Annotated in this window: 13 protein-coding genes and 1 pseudogene; 8 read left to right on the top strand and 6 right to left on the bottom strand. The window is 53.1% G+C overall.

Annotated features, from left to right (window positions below):
* Positions 1 to 275: 275 nt before the first annotated feature.
* The 5 genes from ACEWE8_RS08610 to ACEWE8_RS08590 all read left to right on the top strand — a co-directional run bounded on the left by ACEWE8_RS08610 (position 276) and on the right by ACEWE8_RS08590 (position 6,572).
* On the top strand, positions 276 to 902 hold the full coding sequence (locus ACEWE8_RS08610) for a DUF6338 family protein (RefSeq protein WP_395589285.1): 627 nt from the start codon (positions 276 to 278) through the stop codon (positions 900 to 902).
* A gap of 617 nt (positions 903 to 1,519) precedes the next feature.
* Entirely contained in the window at positions 1,520 to 2,779 is a 1,260-nt protein-coding gene (locus tag ACEWE8_RS08605) for a reverse transcriptase family protein (RefSeq protein ID WP_395589284.1), read from the top strand.
* Between the two features lie 61 nt (positions 2,780 to 2,840).
* Positions 2,841 to 3,545: a retron Ec48 family effector membrane protein gene (locus ACEWE8_RS08600; RefSeq protein ID WP_395589283.1), complete on the top strand. Its 705-nt coding sequence runs from the start codon at positions 2,841 to 2,843 to the stop codon at positions 3,543 to 3,545.
* 983 nt (positions 3,546 to 4,528) lie between these two features.
* Positions 4,529 to 5,380, top strand: coding sequence for a LuxR C-terminal-related transcriptional regulator (locus tag ACEWE8_RS08595; RefSeq protein WP_395589282.1), 852 nt, complete (start codon positions 4,529 to 4,531; stop codon positions 5,378 to 5,380).
* 79 nt (positions 5,381 to 5,459) lie between these two features.
* Positions 5,460 to 6,572, top strand: a complete 1,113-nt coding sequence (locus tag ACEWE8_RS08590) for an aminotransferase class I/II-fold pyridoxal phosphate-dependent enzyme (RefSeq protein WP_395589281.1) — start codon at positions 5,460 to 5,462, stop codon at positions 6,570 to 6,572.
* A 293-nt stretch (positions 6,573 to 6,865) separates the two neighbouring features.
* Here the strand turns inward: ACEWE8_RS08590 and ACEWE8_RS08585 are convergent, their stop codons facing one another.
* From ACEWE8_RS08585 to ACEWE8_RS08575, 3 genes are all read right to left on the bottom strand, one after another.
* Positions 6,866 to 7,264, bottom strand: coding sequence for an ACT domain-containing protein (locus ACEWE8_RS08585; RefSeq protein WP_395589280.1), 399 nt, complete (start codon positions 7,262 to 7,264; stop codon positions 6,866 to 6,868).
* 89 nt (positions 7,265 to 7,353) lie between these two features.
* Positions 7,354 to 8,475 (bottom strand): aminotransferase, encoded by a 1,122-nt coding sequence (locus tag ACEWE8_RS08580; protein ID WP_395589279.1) that lies wholly within the window; start codon positions 8,473 to 8,475, stop codon positions 7,354 to 7,356.
* 36 nt (positions 8,476 to 8,511) lie between these two features.
* Entirely contained in the window at positions 8,512 to 9,903 is a 1,392-nt protein-coding gene (locus ACEWE8_RS08575; RefSeq protein WP_395589278.1) for an amino acid permease, read from the bottom strand.
* 300 nt (positions 9,904 to 10,203) lie between these two features.
* On the opposite strand from ACEWE8_RS08575, the gene ACEWE8_RS08570 reads away from it, so the two are divergent.
* The 3 genes and pseudogenes from ACEWE8_RS08570 (at position 10,204) to ACEWE8_RS08560 (ending at position 12,586) form a co-directional block, all read left to right on the top strand.
* Positions 10,204 to 10,560 (top strand): RidA family protein, encoded by a 357-nt coding sequence (locus ACEWE8_RS08570; protein ID WP_395589277.1) that lies wholly within the window; start codon positions 10,204 to 10,206, stop codon positions 10,558 to 10,560.
* Positions 10,561 to 10,702: 142 nt separating this feature from the next.
* A pseudogene (locus ACEWE8_RS08565) lies at positions 10,703 to 11,728 on the top strand (cache domain-containing protein); the annotation flags it as partial.
* 18 nt (positions 11,729 to 11,746) lie between these two features.
* A complete protein-coding gene (locus ACEWE8_RS08560) occupies positions 11,747 to 12,586 on the top strand; it encodes a methyl-accepting chemotaxis protein (RefSeq protein ID WP_395589299.1) in 840 nt (279 codons plus the stop codon).
* Between the two features lie 179 nt (positions 12,587 to 12,765).
* Here ACEWE8_RS08560 and ACEWE8_RS08555 read toward each other — a convergent pair whose 3' ends face one another.
* The 3 genes from ACEWE8_RS08555 to ACEWE8_RS08545 all read right to left on the bottom strand — a co-directional run bounded on the left by ACEWE8_RS08555 (position 12,766) and on the right by ACEWE8_RS08545 (position 16,567).
* Positions 12,766 to 13,551, bottom strand: a complete 786-nt coding sequence (locus ACEWE8_RS08555) for an SDR family oxidoreductase (RefSeq protein ID WP_395589276.1) — start codon at positions 13,549 to 13,551, stop codon at positions 12,766 to 12,768.
* A 25-nt stretch (positions 13,552 to 13,576) separates the two neighbouring features.
* Positions 13,577 to 14,971, bottom strand: coding sequence for a sodium:solute symporter (locus ACEWE8_RS08550; protein ID WP_395589275.1), 1,395 nt, complete (start codon positions 14,969 to 14,971; stop codon positions 13,577 to 13,579).
* A 111-nt stretch (positions 14,972 to 15,082) separates the two neighbouring features.
* Positions 15,083 to 16,567, bottom strand: coding sequence for an aldehyde dehydrogenase (locus ACEWE8_RS08545; RefSeq protein WP_395589274.1), 1,485 nt, complete (start codon positions 16,565 to 16,567; stop codon positions 15,083 to 15,085).
* Positions 16,568 to 16,575: the final 8 nt, after the last annotated feature.

The following is a 16,575-nucleotide window of genomic DNA, read 5'->3' as shown; positions in this document are numbered from 1 at the left end:
GAATCAATCCCTAGGCTGAAGCTTGGTCTGAGACGAAGGGAGTATGGATTGCCACAAGTGGGCAGGCTGGCGAACTGACGGCACGGTTTATAAGGTTTTATAGGCAATTATAGAGTGATTATAGGGTGTGACCAAAATCAATGTTCTGGTCGTCTACTGACCATTATTCTGGTTGGCGCCTTGTCTCTCGCGAGGTCCACTCCGGTAGTGACACCCAGCTTCCATTGGCAGAGAAGAGTAGGCAACATCTGCTTTCAGCCACATCAGGAGCAGGTATGGACATCTGGGAAGCCAATAAGCTGGTATTTTTCATCGCGTTCGTGGTACCAGGTTTTATCAGTCTGAAGACCTACGCGCTGCTCCAGCCGACCCAGGTTCGAGATAGCTCTCAGCAAGTGATCGATGCTGTGGCGTACAGCTCAGTGAATTACGCATTGCTACTGGTGCCCATGTACCTGGTCGAATCGTACGGAGTGAGGGCTGGCCATCCAATTCTCTACGTTTTTTTCTACACGTTCGTGCTCCTTATAGCTCCAGTGCTTTGGGCTTGCGGCTTTTTGTGGCTACGGAAAACAGAGATTTTACAGCGCTCAATCGCACATCCGACCGGCAAACCTTGGGACTTTGTATTCAGCAAGCGAGTGTGCTACTGGATCGTAGTGACCCTGAATGACGGGCGGCAGATCGGCGGCTACTATGGGAGGCACTCATTTGCTTCCAGCAATCCATCACCTGAGCAGATATATCTAGAGAAGTGCTGGGTTATAGGAGAGGGCGGTGGCTTTGACCGCGAGAGATCGAACACGGCGGGAGTCATCATTCTCGCAAAGGATATTGTTACGCTAGAGCTGTACCATGTTGACTTCCCAGAAGAGGATGAAAATTGTGAGCAAGCGAAGTGACTCGTCCGAGAAATATGGCTACCAACCCAGCAAGAGTGATTCTAGCCCTGTTAAAGGAGGCTACGCGCCGACCCCTACGAGTGAAAGGGCTCCGGCGCCGCCACCTAAAAATCCTTGACCTTCGTCAAAATGCGTCCGTTAAGAGGATTTCAGAATGTCAGAGGAGCAAAAGCGCGAGCCGAAGCTGCAAACCAACGGGTATCAGCCTTCAGCAAAGCCTGTTTTGGCTCAAGATACGAGTAAGCCTGCCGCTCAGAGCCAGCCGAAACCACCACCTCGAAACCCATGAACGAAGGCGGTTGAGGCTTTGATTTCGCATCAGAAGCGCACTTGAGACTCCTGTCGTGAGTGCGCTTCTGAGGAAGTGGCCACTTAGCATCACAAAGGTGTTGCTTCCAATCCGAAATGGTGTATTTTGGCTTTGCGTGAGCGTACCGCTCACTTGCTGCAATCGAAACGAAACATCCGCTGGTTAGCTCAGTAATGAGCATTCAATACGTTTCAGTATTGAACTGATGAGGAGGCCTCGGCAGTCTCCGACCCCGCGTCCCGCTGGAGTGCTTCACGGTGGGCCTACCATGAGAAAGATGGTGGTTTTCAGCGGATGGTTTCGATGAATGCAACATCTTTCTCTATACCCTATGTCATGGGTTGGTGTGGCCCACATTTATTTCCTATGGATTGGTGCGATGCTTTCGAATCCCCAGAAGGTGTCTAAAAATTCTATCTCTAACCGAGAAAGCTTATGCAAGCTACTTCGCGTTTCTGATGAGTTCCTAACCTCGGTCTTAGCTCTTAGCCAAGATGAGCGATATTCTAGAAAGAATAGCGTCATGAAAGCTGGTGGGGTGGAACGGCCAATCTATAATCCGCACCGTTTTTTGCGAAAGCTGCAAAAGCGTATTAATGTCGCGATATTTTCTAATAGATACGTTGTGAAGTGGCCGCACTATATTTATGGTTCCATCCCAAATCAGAAAAATAACGACGGGTACGATAGTAAGGATTACGTCTCTTGCGCTGGAAGGCATTGTGGTGCCAGAAGTTTGTTAAAGATTGATGTCTCCAGTTTTTTCGATAATGTCCATCAGGACATTGTTTACGCTATATTTAAAGACTTTCTTAGCTATAGCGAAGAAGTATCAATTATTCTTGCGGACATATGCTGTCACAATGGTCATTTGGTGCAGGGAGGCCTCACCTCAAGCTACATTGCCTCCCTCTGTCTTTACGATGTGGAGGGGCGAGTAGTTGAGCGGTTGAATAGGAAGGGGTTGACGTACACAAGGTTGGTAGATGATATAACAATCTCATCTAAAACATTAGGTACAGATTTTACATATGCATTGAAAGTGGTTGGCGATATGTTGGTCGATAAGGACTTGCCAATCAATGAGGGGAAGGCGCGAGTTTTCAGAACTTCAACTGAGCCTTTGACTGTACATGGACTTAGGGTGAGTTTTGACAGTCCAAGGTTGCCTTCGGATGAAGTGAGAAGAATACGAGCCGCCGTTAAGAATTTAGAGTCCCTTGCGGCTGAGCCTGGCTATAGAACGACCCACGACTATAGACATGATTACAATAGATGTATGGGGCGCGTTAATAAGCTTCACCGAGTAAAGCACAAGCAGCATATACCACTTTTGAGACGTTTAAATGAGATAAGACCCCTTCCTTCTCGCCGTGACGTTAACAGGGCTAAGGACATGGTGGCTCGTTTAGAGAGAGACTTTTCCTCAAAGAGGTCAACCTATTGGTATAGATCTAGATATTATCGTGTTATGGAGAGGTTGACTGTGCTGGGCCGAATCTATGATAAGGCGACTGACCAGTTGAGGATGAAACTGAGGGCATTGAGACCTGGTTTTGAGGATTAAAGTGAAGGCGATATTTCATAGGTGCGAGTGGTGTGAGATTCTGCGAAATAAGTTCTCGCGCGTGCATCCGTACTTTAAGTATCTGATTTATTTTCTCGCGTTTATAGCTGGTATCGGATTTTCAATTTCTGCTGTGATTACAGTCTCTATAGTTTTTGCGGATGAAATTTATAAGCTGCCTGTCTGTTTTTCCAATAAATGTTTTCTGCGGTTTTATGAGTATTTTAGCTCTGCTTTCACTGTTGCCAAATCTACGCTTGACTTGATAGGTGTTGTAGCAACTGTAGGTGCGATTTTTGTCGGTTTGTTAAGTTATTTATCTGCCTTGCGTTCATCGCATTTCACAAATCATGTATCACATTTGACATTGTTTCAGCAGTTCTTCGTAGAAGAAATTCGCAAGCGTGACTTGTTGGCTTTGTCTTCTTTCGATGTTCACAAGATTTATGGTCTTATCTACGGAGGTTCGCGAAGTGGTGATATGTCTATTTCGGCTGCATATTTTTCTTTTATAAGTTCAGTAAATTCAGTTATAGGTGAGTCAAATTTCAGATCATTCAAGGCTAGTAAAGGTCCGTTCATATATAAAGAGCATCAGTCGCGGATGATTGATGTACTAACTTTGATAGGCTTCGATCTGCAATTTATGCCAAAAAAAGATTTTTATGAAATCGAATTGCAAGTGTTCTCTCTGATTGATGCGATTTCAAATTCATTTTGTGGTGGTGATGCACGGGCTAAACTTGATGCTCGTATTTACAGGTGACGGTAATCGAGTGGTTAGGTTCTGTTTCTACTTTCATGCTCATAGCTGTCAAAGTGTTTGGCTTGCAATGATTGACTCTCGGTATCCGCCGAACGCACTTTCGCCAGTTGTATCCAAGCGACGTTGGAACTCAAATTCCAGGTCATCGTCCGATAAGTGAGCAATGACATCGTCGGAGTCGTCGCAGGGGGCCTAGCATCTCGCGATTATCCGCAGGCAATCATTCATGACGCGCATGGCCTCCTAGGGCCGAGCATCTATTCAACGCTCGTATTTGTCGACGCTTTACTGCCGTTGCGAGATGGCCCTTTCGGCTAAAAGCAGGCTGTCCGAAATTCTCGCGTTGCCCCGAGCAGCACACATTTGAATTTTCGACCTCATGCAGGGCGTGGCCCTCGAACCACAATTGGCTCAATTTCCCGGAATGAGTACATTTGTACTCCTCCGAGTCCTGCGCTCCTTTTTAGGATGTTAATATCGGATAGGGACTCCGAAGACCCTTCGAAAATTTACATAATCACGAACCGTGGAGCACAAGCGAATGAGAACTAACCTAAGTGAAGAAGAAATGCGGCGGGCTCTTTTCGGTGATGCTGCCCTCCAAGGCGATTCCGGGGCCAAAAGATCCGCTAGCGATACTTCGCGCAAGCCTTCACATCAAATTACATCCAAGATTCGAGTGACCTTGCAGGTAACGAATGAGTTTGAGGGTGGCTACGAAGAAGTCGTCTTTGACAGCCCTAGCCTGAGTACCCTGGTAGCAGTGATGGACGCGAAGAAAAAGTATAAGCGGTACAGGTATATTACCGTCGTTTCCACAGCTAGGGTTTAGAAGGGGCTGTGCGGTCCAGCTCTCAACTGCGCAGGTGATGCGAAAATTTTTGGCTTCGCCGTGGTGTAAACCGTTTAGGCTTACAGAATTCAGCGCCATAGAGTGGAAGGCTCGATGGAGGATCAAGGATTAATGCGGATGGAAGATGTCAATGATTGAGCAAGTACGGCGACTCGGCTCGGATCTCATTGGGCAATTGATCAACGTGGTCGGCATCGACACGAAATCGGAAACGTTTGGCCGGCTGATGTTTCAGGTAGTCCAGACGCTTGCTCCTTTCCAATTGGCCTCAATGGTCGTCTACAGTGCGGCAGGCGGCGCACGGTGCATTCATCATAATTTCGTAGAGCAAGAGCACCGGGACGGACTCGACAGATACATCAACTACACGTATGTGCTGAACCCTGTATACGCGGCGTTCCAGCAGCAAAACCTAGCAGAGCTTGAAGGGGTAGTGCGCGTCACGGACCTTAACGATGAACACCCAGTGGCTCAGGCGGCTGCGGTAGATGGGTTAATAAAGTCCGAGTCTGAAGAAATTGGCTATCTGACCCCAGGATGGCCGACCGGAATGACCGAGATCCTTGTCCTCACTCGCCTGGAAGATGGGTCTCTATGCGAGATGGGGCTCCTGAAGCCCTCACATGAAGGGCGATTCACTGAGCAGGACATCGCATTCTTGATTTCGGAAAAGCCAATTCTTGACGCTCTCCTTAACCGTCATTGGTTAGGTGTTCGTACCACAACTACTTCAGAGAATAGTCATGTGGCGAAGGCCTTTGAGAGCTTCGCCCAAGATCGACTCACCACCAGAGAGCAAGAGATAGCACAGATGATCCTTAGAGGACACTCGTCCTTGTCGATAGGGCTGAACCTTGGCATCGCGCTGCCCACGGTGAAAGCGCATCGACGGAACATCTACGCCAAGCTGTCGATCGCCTCGCAGTCTGAGCTACTGGCTCTCTTCCTGGCATCGGTCGACCGATTTCGTACGCATAGCTGAAGCCGTCTAGTCCTCTAGGATCATAGATCAGCAGCCACGAGATGAAGAAACTCCTAGGAAACCAACCTTGGAGATACCCATGAAATACGTGCGAATGGCCCTTGAGAAGGAATCCCCCGAAGAGCTGGGTTACGGGAACATCCGCTTCAACCTATCAGAAAGCTCGATCGCAGACCGACGCATGGGGGAATTCAGTGTCGACCTGTCAGACCTGGTGCTGCTCTACGGTGACCACAAAGGTCTACCAGAGCTGCGAGAACTGGTCGCACATCAAACTGCGCAGGAGTCGATCAGTACAAGCGATGTACTCCTTACCAGTGGTGCCGCTGGTGCACTGTTCATCATTTCTACATCGTTGCTGAACAGCGAATCCCATCTGGTAGTGGTTCGTCCGAACTATTCCACTAACCTTGAGACCCCTCGTGCCATAGGTTGCGAGATCTCCTACGTTGACCTTTCGCATGAAGAAGGCTTTCGTCTCGATTTGGCGGCAGTAGAGTCTGCTATTACCTCGCGCACGAAATTGATCAGCATTACGTGTCCTCACAACCCGACCGGTACCGTGATGCCGTGGACGGACCTGCTTGCATTGGAAAAGCTCGCTGAGAAGTACGACTGTCGCCTTTTAGTCGATGAAACATATCGAGATCTGACTGCGGCCGAGCCCTATCCGTGCGCAGCAGGGATTAGTTCTCGCGTCATTGCTGTCTCCTCAGTCTCCAAAGCATACGGCGCTCCAGGGTTGCGTGTGGGCTGGCTTGTGACCAAGAACCCCGAACTGTACGAATTGTTCTTGGCGGCTAAAGAGCAGATTGGAATCTGCGGAAGCATCGTCGACGAAAACCTTGCCCTGGCTGTCTTGGAGCAGCGAGATGTATGGCTTAGAACTGTGCGGGGAGAGCGAGCCGAGCGGCTCGAAATCATCCAGGAGTGGGTGGATAGTGATGAACTCATTGATTGGGTTCGGCCCGAGGGTGGGGTGGTTTGCTTCCCGTGGATGAAGGTTCCAGCATCCTTTGACTTTGACCAATTTTACAGCCGACTACTGGCCGAGCACGGCACCTACGTTGGGCCTGGTCACTGGTTTGAGATGCCGCGAAATTTCATGAGAATCGGCTTCTCTTGGCCCACAGTAGATGAACTCAAGGCCGGCCTGTCAGGAATCTCTCTAGCGCTCCGTCAAACCCTGTGATGCCGCAGCCGGGTGCTGTCTAATTCTGATGGCGCCCGCGTTCCGTGCGAATTTTAAGAGACACGGGCTTGATCCATGGTCTGATCAAGCGGCCAGACGTATCACTAATCGGTGACGGTCTGGAGCCTAAATCGCTGGTTATTCTTAGCGAGAGCTACGTTTGGGCAGGATTTTGAACGTTGCTTCGGGCTGGGGAGTGGCAGGTAGTAGAACTTAAAATGTGGCAGAGTTCGTCCTTCCAAACCAAGCACTGACCTACAATTTCAGCGGTGTAAGGGCCAGGAAAGTGAGAGCTACTCCTGCTGCGTGGTTACGTGTCCCGCCGCGGTCAATAAGGGCAAAGCTTTGTCCAGGTCTGATTGCTTAAGTAGCATGTGATCGCCATCGAACGTTGAAACGACGAACACCCCGATATTGGACTCGCTAAGCGGTTTGATCACGGAGAGTACGATGCCAGTTTCATCAAATGCGAATGGGCCTACGAACTTCAAACAAGCCCAATCGCGATCACACATGATGGCTTCAGGAATTCGGCTTTGTAGGCAGACGATGGACAGCTCATCCTGAGAGCGTGAAATTGTCACAAAACCCTCGCCGTCCGCCCAGGTAGGAATCAGCTCCTCGGGCCCAAGGCGGCATACGCTGTAGGTGCCAGCAAGCACATTTAGCTTGACGCGTTTTGTAATTGTCACTGTCGATCCTCACGAGATGAAGTGGGAATGGTGCTTCCGAAGGGGCTAAGTTATGAGGGCCTGACGATGAGTCAGGCCCTCATAACAGGTTAACGTAGCTCGCGCAGGAACTCAGATACCTTGGCCAAGCCTTCTTTCAAAACTTCAGTATTGTTGGCATACCCGATACGGACATAGCCTTCAATGTCCAGTGCGCTGCCAGGCGTAAACATCACGCCTTTGGCATCCAGCAAGCGGATGCAGAAGTCACGAGAAGAGATGTCAGCATCGATCTTAAGCAGGGCAGTGGTGCCGGACTTGGGTTTGACGTACGAGACTTTCGGCTCGTCTGCAACCCAGGCGTCCAGAATCTCCAGGTTGGTACGGGTGAGGGCATGGTTACGCGCGAGGATCTTGTCACGGTTCTCCAGTGCGATGGAGGCAAAGTGGTCATCCAGCATGCCAACACTGATGGTGTTGTAGTCTCGGTGAATCGAAACAGCATGGATCAGCTCGACGGGCCCAACGATCCAGCCCAGACGCAGACCAGCGAGCGAGTACGCCTTAGACATGCTCGCGGTGCTGATTCCTTTCTCGTACAGGTCAGCAATGGATACCGTGTAGCCATTACCCAGTTGGTCAGTCCCGCGGTATACCTCATCGCAAAGTAGCCAAGCGTCAACTGAACGTGCGACATCGACGATCTGTTCGAGCATAGCGCGATCCATCAACGAGCCGGTAGGGTTGTTGGGGTTGTTCAGTGCGATCAGTTTCGTGTTTTTGCTAACCATGCCGCGGAGTTCTTCCAAATCAGGCAGGAATGCATTTTCTTCACGCAAGCGCAGAATCGACACGTCGGCACCGTAGCTTTCCGGGATCGAGTAGTGCTGCTGGTAGGTAGGTCCAACCGAAATGACATGATCGCCAGGCTCGACCAGCGTCTCATGCACCAGAGCGTTTGCGCCAATTGCCCCGTGAGTGATGATGACATTCTCGGGGGCCTGGTTGTCGTAGAGCGATGCAACGACTTTGCGAAGACGGTCGGAGCCTTCGATAGCGCCGTAGGTCATTTTCATTGGCAGCAATTCGGAAAGGATGGTGTCCTTCTTGCCAGCGAATTCCAGCAGTTGATCGATGGTGATGGACTCGACGCAGGTTTCGGCCAAGTTGTATTTGCACTTGGTTTCGTAGGCGTTCATCCAGATTTCTACGCCGAACTCTTTAATTTTCATAGTGTGCTCTTATGATTTTTTAGGGATGGTTGAGGGTCAGGACACAGTGTCGCGGGCGTCGCTCAACGAGCTTGCGTTGTGCTTGGCTGCAACCCAGTTCTTGTACAGCTGAGTGGCGTAATAACCACCGTAACATAGGGCAATGAAAGGCAGACTCACGTACAGCGCGATGCGTTGCTCAGGATCAAAGCCGATCCCGATACATGCTCCCAGGCAAGAGAGCAGAGCGATAACAGGGACCACGGGGTACCAGCGCACGCGGTAACTCAGGTCTTCGACCTTGCCCCCGCGACGGAGGTGATCTCTACGGAAGAGGATTTGGCAGGCAGCAATGCTGATCCACACCGCGACGATTGAGAATCCGCCGATAGATATCAGCACCAGATAGACCGTCTCAGCGGCCCAGACGCTACTCATCAGCGCCGCGATTCCGCCAACCATGCTGAAAAGAATTGCAGTTGTTGGAGTGCCGCGTCGGTTCAATCGGGCAAAGCTGCGAGGCAGTTGGCCTTGATCGCCGAGTGTCCAGAGCATGCGCGCAGCGGCGTACAGGCCAGAGTTTGCAGCCGATATAAGCGCTGTGATGATCACGAAATTCATGATGTCGGCAGCGTAGGGGATGCCGATTTTGCTGAACACCGTGACGAACGGGCTCTCGGATATACCAGCCTGCTCTCGCGGTAGCATCATGCAGATGACTAGGATGGTCCCGATGAAGAAAAGCACCAGCCTAAGTACTGTTCCGTTCAGCGCACGAGGGATAGTGCGCTGTGGGTTTGCCGTTTCGCCGGCAGCAATGCCGATCACCTCGGTGCCCGCAAACCCGAATGCCACAGCCAGCAGCACGAGCCCGATGGAGCCGAAGCCAGTCGGGAACCAGCCTTCCCTGGTGAAGTTCGCCAGGCCGGTCGTTTGCGGGTCGCCGCCGGAGATGAGACCACCGATCGCCAGACCACCGACGATAATGAAGACGATTACGGTGATGACCTTGATCAGGGACAGCCAAAACTCTGTTTCAGCATAGGCCCGGACCGATGACAGATTGTTGATCGTGATCACCGCTCCGAACATTGCCGCCCAGATCCAGACGGGCACCCCGGGGAACCATCGTTCCATTAGGACGCCCGCTCCCAGCAGTTCCGAGCCAATAGCAGTAGCCCAACTTAACCAATACAGCCACGCGACCGTGTAGCCCGAAGCAGGGCCTACGAACCGTGTGGTATAGGCGCTGAAGGAGCCTGTTTCGGGCATGTGCACGGCGAGTTCACCCAAGCAGCACATGACGCAATACACCATCACCGCGCAAATCACATATGCGATGACTGCACCTAAAGGCCCTGCCTGACCGACGGTGAAACCGGAAGCAAGAAACAATCCGGTACCGATGGTGCCACCGATGGCCAACATTACCAGGTGGCGGGTCTGCATATCCTTTCGGAATTCATTCTTACGTGGAGGACGTTCGAGGGGACTTGTCATTCTTGTTTTCTCACGCTTGAGCTGCTGCTGGAGCGCCAGGTTGCTCAGTCGGCCCGCTATCGGCCATGGCCTGACGCATTGATCTTTGTTGTGAGTCCATTTATAGCCTAAAAGTCTCCCATAGACAATCATTCCATTTATGGGTAAAAATTGGCTACCCCGGCGCTGGCTGTCCTCACCTTCAATACAGCCGACGCTGGGCTGGTCTCATGAAATCCAGCTAGATCAACAAGATAAGGAATGACACGAATGAGCATTGAGCGCCTGCACACCGACAAGCGTATGAGCTTGGTGGTGAAGCATCAGGGCACCGTCTATCTGTCCGGCGAGGTCGCGAATGACTTCCACGCCGGTATCGCACAGCAAACCCGGGAAACGCTGCAAAACATCGAGCGTCTGCTGGATGAGGCAGGAACTGACAAAAATCACATCCTGTCGGCGACTATCTATCTGAAAGACATCGATGCTCACTTCACCGGGATGAACGATGTCTGGGACCAATGGGTTCCAGCCGGCAATGGCCCTGCGCGTGCAACTGTCGAAGCGAAAATGTGCGAGCCTGGCATTCTCGTGGAAATCTCTATCGTTGCAGCTTTGCCAGCCTGACGGTCCTGCTGGGGCAGTAATCGGTAGGCGATCACTGCCTTGGTCCTAAGTACAAAAACAACAAATCTCCGTTGCCCTTATCGGGTAGCATCAAGATGCCCGCCGAAGGCAACGTTTCCGCATACTTATCGGATCCTAAGGTATGGGCTTACATCTCAGGTTCGGGCACAAAATCGTGCTCGCGGCATCGGCGATCGTGCTCGTTGCGTTTTCATCCTTCACCATCATCAGCGAATCTAGACAGCGCGAAGAAATTCGTAAAAGCGTTGAACAGTTTCTTCAGGCAGTAGGGTCGGACTCTGCCTCAAGCATCTCGCATTGGATTGCTGGCAGGACATTGCTGGTAGAGAACCTCGCCCAGACAGCTGCTCTATCCCCTCATTCTCAAGCCGTAGAGCCATATCTTTCATTGCAATCAATGAAGCAAACCTTCATTGCCACGTTTGTGGGTTGGCAGGACGGTGGATTCGTGACGTTTCCTGATGACCCGATGCCTGCCGGCTACGATCCGCGGTCACGGCCTTGGTACCAGCTGGGGATGGCCACATCAGGTGTAGCTATCACCGAGCCATACGCAGACAGTATTTCGCAAGAATTGCTGGTATCGATCGTGGGCAAGGTCCAGATGCGGGGGCAGGTTTTAGGTGTCGCAGGTGCGGATGTCGCACTCAAGAGTGTTGTAGACATTATCAATGCAGCTGACCTCAAAGGTTTGGGGTACGCCTTCTTGGTGAGCAGCACTGGGAAAGTGCTAGTGCATCCAGACTCATCTATGTCCATGCGTCGCCTCGACGATGTGGTTCCTGGTGCTCAACCCCTTTTACTAGATCACCTCCAGGAGGTATCAGGAGGTAAAGAGCTGTTGATGTTCATACCAGTACGAGGTCTTCCATCGCTGGATTGGCGCGTTGGGTTGGTGGTCGATAAGCAGAAAGCGTACGCACCAGTGGAGGCATCGAGAAAGGTCACATTCATCACGCTGTTTTTGGCGGTTTTCGTTGTGATCGCCCTGTTGGGTGCACTGGTCCAGAGGTTGCTGCTGCCGCTGCGCACAATGAGTAATGCCATGCAGGACATCGCTCAAGGGGAGGGGGACTTGACGGTCAGGTTGGTTAGCCGAAGCAATGATGAGTTCGGCGCACTAGCTCAATCTTTCAACCGGTTTGTGGGCAGGGTGCATGAGTCGATGCAGCAGGTGGCCAGCGCTGCGAAGGCAGTAGATCATGGTGTGCGTGCGGTGACGCAGGCGTCGGAAGCCTCTCTCAGTAGCTCATCGGAGCAAAGTACCCGGACAAGCAGCGTTGTGACTGCAATCCAACAGCTAGGTGCTGCTACGCAGGATATCGCTCAAAACGCAGCGCTTGCCTCTCAAAGAACTGTCAGTGCTCGCGATCAGGCAGAGTCAGGATATACAGTCCTGAGGGACACCATCAAAGCGATTGATCATTTGACCCAGCTGATTGGCGTCTCTGGTAACAGCATCAATTCGCTCCATGCCAAGACAGCTGGTATCGGGCAGATACTCGATGTGATCACGGGTATTTCCCAGCAGACAAATTTGCTGGCTTTGAATGCTGCAATTGAGGCTGCGAGAGCCGGCGAGGCCGGACGCGGCTTCGCTGTCGTTGCCGATGAAGTTCGCAGTCTTGCGTACCGTACACAGGAATCTGCTCGCCAGGTGCAGCAACTCATTGAGGAGTTACAGGAGCAGGCGCAGCGCTCGGTTGCTCAAATGCAAGACAGTCAGCATTACGGAAAGGAAAGCATCGACATTGCGCAGAAAGCTGGGGTCCGACTTGGGAGCATCAACACGATTGTCGGTGAGATCGATGGCATCAACCATTCTGTTGCAGCTGCGACTGAGGAGCAGAGTACGGTCGCTGATTTGATCAGTTCCGATACGACTGAACTGGATCTACTGAACAGGAAGGGCGTCGAGAACCTCCGAGAAACGCTTGATGCTTGCGCGCGGCTACAGCAGCAGGTTGAGAGCCTCCGCGGGCTTGTGTCCGGTTTCAGGCTTTGATGTGAGAGAGGGAAGAAGGACGCAATTGGAGCCCGATCCTTCTGAAATCCATGTGCAGATGTGTGCCCATCGACGACAACCTGGTCGAAAACCAGATACGCCATGGGCACTCGGCCACTCGACTGGTTCGTTTGCTGGATTACTGCGCAGTCATATCCCATCCACTAACGCCATCGGGCTCAGGCGGTCCTGCAAAGGCCTCCATCAATTGCAATGCGTACGCCGGTGATGTATCCCGCCAGTGGGCTGCTTAGAAACGCAACCAGAGCGCCTAGCTCCTCCGGGGCGCCATAGCGATGCATTGGAATCTGTAGACTTTCTTCCGCCTCCAGTGCAGCAAGAGTGCGGCCAGATTCGATGGCAGCTCGGGTTAGCAGGTCGCGCGTACGTGCAGTGTCGAACGATCCGGGGAGCAATGTATTCACCGTGATGCCGAAGGCCGCCAGTTCATTGGCCAAAGTCTTTGCCCAGTTGGCCAACCCTGCTCTGAGGCTATTCGACAGGGCCAAGCCCGGAATGGGCTCGACTACGCTAGTGGAAGCAATTAATAAGACTCGGCCGAAGCCTTGCGCTTTCATCTGCGGCACAAAGGCATTCGCCATGGCAATGGAGGACAACAATTGGCCTTCGACTTCCCTACGCCACAGGGCTGCATCGAAGGCGGCCGCTGCTGCTGGTGGAGGCCCCCCATTGTTCAGCAGCAAAATATGCGGCGTGCCCAGTGCCGCGTGAATGGCATCTACGGTTGCCTGGATGGCATCCACATCGTACAGGTCAGCCACTATACTGACCGCGACGCCGCCATCCTCACGAATCTGTTTGACCGCCTGCCGCAGCTTTTCCTGGTCACGTGCAGCTAGGCAGACCTGCACACCTTCAGCTGCGAGTGCTCTGGCTGAGGCCAGCCCCAGCCCTGAGCTGCCGCCACCTATCACTGCCCGTAAACCTTCGAGCTTCATATTCATGGATCATCCTCCTGGGGTTGGGGCCTTAGCGCATTTCACTCTCCAAGCCATTCACTGCGGATGGCTCGGTGTTGCGCGTCAACAGGCTGATCAACACGAAACTCACAATGCTCGTGCCCAAGCCATAGAAAATCGGCGTATTGGCGTCCATCCCGTCTTTCCACAGGAAGAACAATGTGACCAGCGCACTGAGCGCCATGCTGAACAGGGCTGCCGTGGTGTTTGAACGCTTCCAATAGATCGCACCCACCAGCGGTACCATCATGCAGCCGACCAGCAGGTTGTAGGCGACGGTGAGCGGCTTGAACACATCATTTAGCACCAGCGAAAGCGCCAGGGTCAGCAGTCCCGCTACTAGTGTTGCGATCCTGTTGGTGTTGAGACTGGATTGTTGCTTGCGCACTGTTGGAAGAATGTCTTGGGCGATCGTCGAGGCGGCGGCCATCATCGCAGCACTGGCAGTCGACATCAGGGCGGCGAGGGCAGCGGCCACCACGAGTCCTCGTATACCGTCTGGCAGGCTGGCCTGTGCGATCTTGGCGAATGCGTCGTTGACGTTTTCAAGCTCAGGGATGAGTACCCGTCCAGCCATCCCGATCAGGGCTCCGCAAACTCCGTAAAGCACGCAATAAAGGCCGGCAGCTGCGCCGGCGTACTTGGCCACGCCGATGCTGCGGGCTGTGAATACTCGCTGCCAGATATCTTGGCCAATCATGATCCCCAAGAAGTAGTTGAGGAAGTAGCCGATCAGCAACGGCCAGCCAATGTTGATCATCGAAAAGTGCGTTTCGGGCAACGCGCTAACCAAGGCATTCCAACCGCCTGCCTGGTTGATCGAAAGCGGCATCAGCAAGAACATGATGCCCACCGTCATGATGATGAACTGGACGATGTCGGTCAGCGTGATCGACCACATGCCACCGATGGTGGAGTAGATGACGACGATACCGCCGCCAAGCAGTACGCCCTTCCAGAAGTCGATGTCGAAAATGCCGTTGAGGATAGTCGCGGTTGCGACAACCGAGACCACGGCCACCATCAACGCATAGACGACCATGATTAATGAGCTGCTGAAGCGTGCGGCCGGGTTGTAGCGGCGCTCCAGAAGCTCTGTCACGGTGAATAATTTCAGGTTGAGCAGGTGTTTGGACAAAAACAGGCTGATTATCATGATGCCCAGGCCCATCATGGTGCAGAACCACAGGCCTGAAATGCCGTAGACATAGCCCAAGCGAACGGTGCCGAGCGTCGAGGCCCCGCCGAGAATCACCGTGGACAATGTAGCGGCATACATGGAGGGGCCAAGATTGCGTCCGGCCACCAGATAATCTTCGCGGGTCTTTGCCCTGCGCATGGCGAACCAGCCGATGGCGAGCATCGCCAAGGCATAGATCACTACCGTAATCAGATCGATTGTCATTGTTTTAATCCTGATGCAGGCCTTCATTCTGAGGGCGAATGATCCCCTCAGAGCGCTCGACGAACGCTCCGAAGGCCATTGAGATGGGGTTGCGAGAAGAGAGCGGTTTAGTTAATCGAGGTTGATCCAGGTGGCCTTGAGTTCACTGTACTTGTCGAACGCATGCAGTGACTTGTCACGGCCATTACCCGATTGCTTAAAGCCGCCAAAGAGCGCGGTCATGTCGCCGGCATCGTATTGGTTGACCCATACGCTACCAGCTCGAAGCGCTTTAGCGACCCGATGCGCTCGTCCAAGATGAGTCGTCCACAAGCCCGCCGCGAGGCCGTATTCGCTGTCGTTGGCGATCGCGATCGCTTCGATTTCATCGGCAAAGGTCAGCACGCTCAGCACCGGCCCGAAGATTTCCTCGCGGGATATGCGCATCGCACTGCTGACCCCGTCGAAGATGGTCGGCATCACGTAGGTACCGCCTGTTTCGGCCAAAGTTTGGACTCCGCCGCAGCTCAACTGCGCGCCTTCATTCTTGCCGATCTGTACGTATTCGAGGATCTTTTCCATTTGCTGATGATCGACGATGGCGCCGACGCGGGTCTGCGGATCCAGCGGGTGGCCCGGTTGCCAGGCTTGCAGTGCCTGATGCACTTTCGCCAGCAATTGATCCTTGACCGATGCGTCCACCAGCAGGCGTGAGCCTGCGGTACACACTTCGCCTTGGTTGAAAGCGATGCCGGCAGCGACGGCCTCGGCGGCACGGTCCAGGTCGGCATCGGCGAAGACGATGTGTGGGCTCTTGCCGCCGGCTTCTAGCCAAACACGCTTCATGTTGGACTGGCCTGAGGCTTCAAGCAGTACCTTGGCCACGCCAGTGGAGCCGGTAAACGCCAGTACGTCGATATCCTGGTGCAAGGAAAGTGCTTTGCCGACGCTGTGACCAAAGCCTGGCAGCACGTTGAACACACCATCCGGGATACCCGCCTGCTTGGCCAAGGCGGCGATACGAATGGCGGTCAGCGGCGACTTCTCCGAGGGTTTGAGAATCACCGAGTTGCCCATGGCCAGCGCCGGTGCAATTTTCCAGCACGCCATCTGAAGCGGAAAATTCCACGGCACGATGGCGGCAACCACGCCCGCCGCCTCGCGGGTTATCAGGCCGAGTTGGTTGGTGGGGACCGGCGCAACCTCGCCGTAGACCTTGTCAATGGCTTCGGCGGTCCAATCGATACACTCCCAGGAGCCTGGAACATCCAGGGCCAGGGAATCACTGATGGGCTTGCCCATGTCCAGCGTTTCCAGGAGTGCCAGCTCCTCGGCGCATGCCTCTATCAGTCGAGCGAAGCGTTGCAAGATTCTCTTGCGCTCGGCTGGCGCCGACTGACTCCACTCACCGCTGTTAAAGGCACGACGGGCAGCTACTACAGCGATCTCGACATCAGCCTGATCGCAGCTGGCGACCTGGGTCAACAAGCGGCCATCGACAGGACTGTGACAGGCAAATTGCTGGCCTCCCACGGCATCGAGGTATCTACCGTCGATGAATGCACGGCCTTCAAATTTCAATTCGGTAGCTTTGCGTTGCCATTCACTTAACGACATTTGACCTC

This window comes from Pseudomonas sp. TR47 (assembly GCF_044143025.1).
GTDB classification, from domain to species: domain Bacteria; phylum Pseudomonadota; class Gammaproteobacteria; order Pseudomonadales; family Pseudomonadaceae; genus Aquipseudomonas; species Aquipseudomonas putida_E.
The sequence above is the reverse complement of the archived record's forward strand: the minus strand, read 5'-3'. Positions and strand labels throughout refer to the sequence as shown.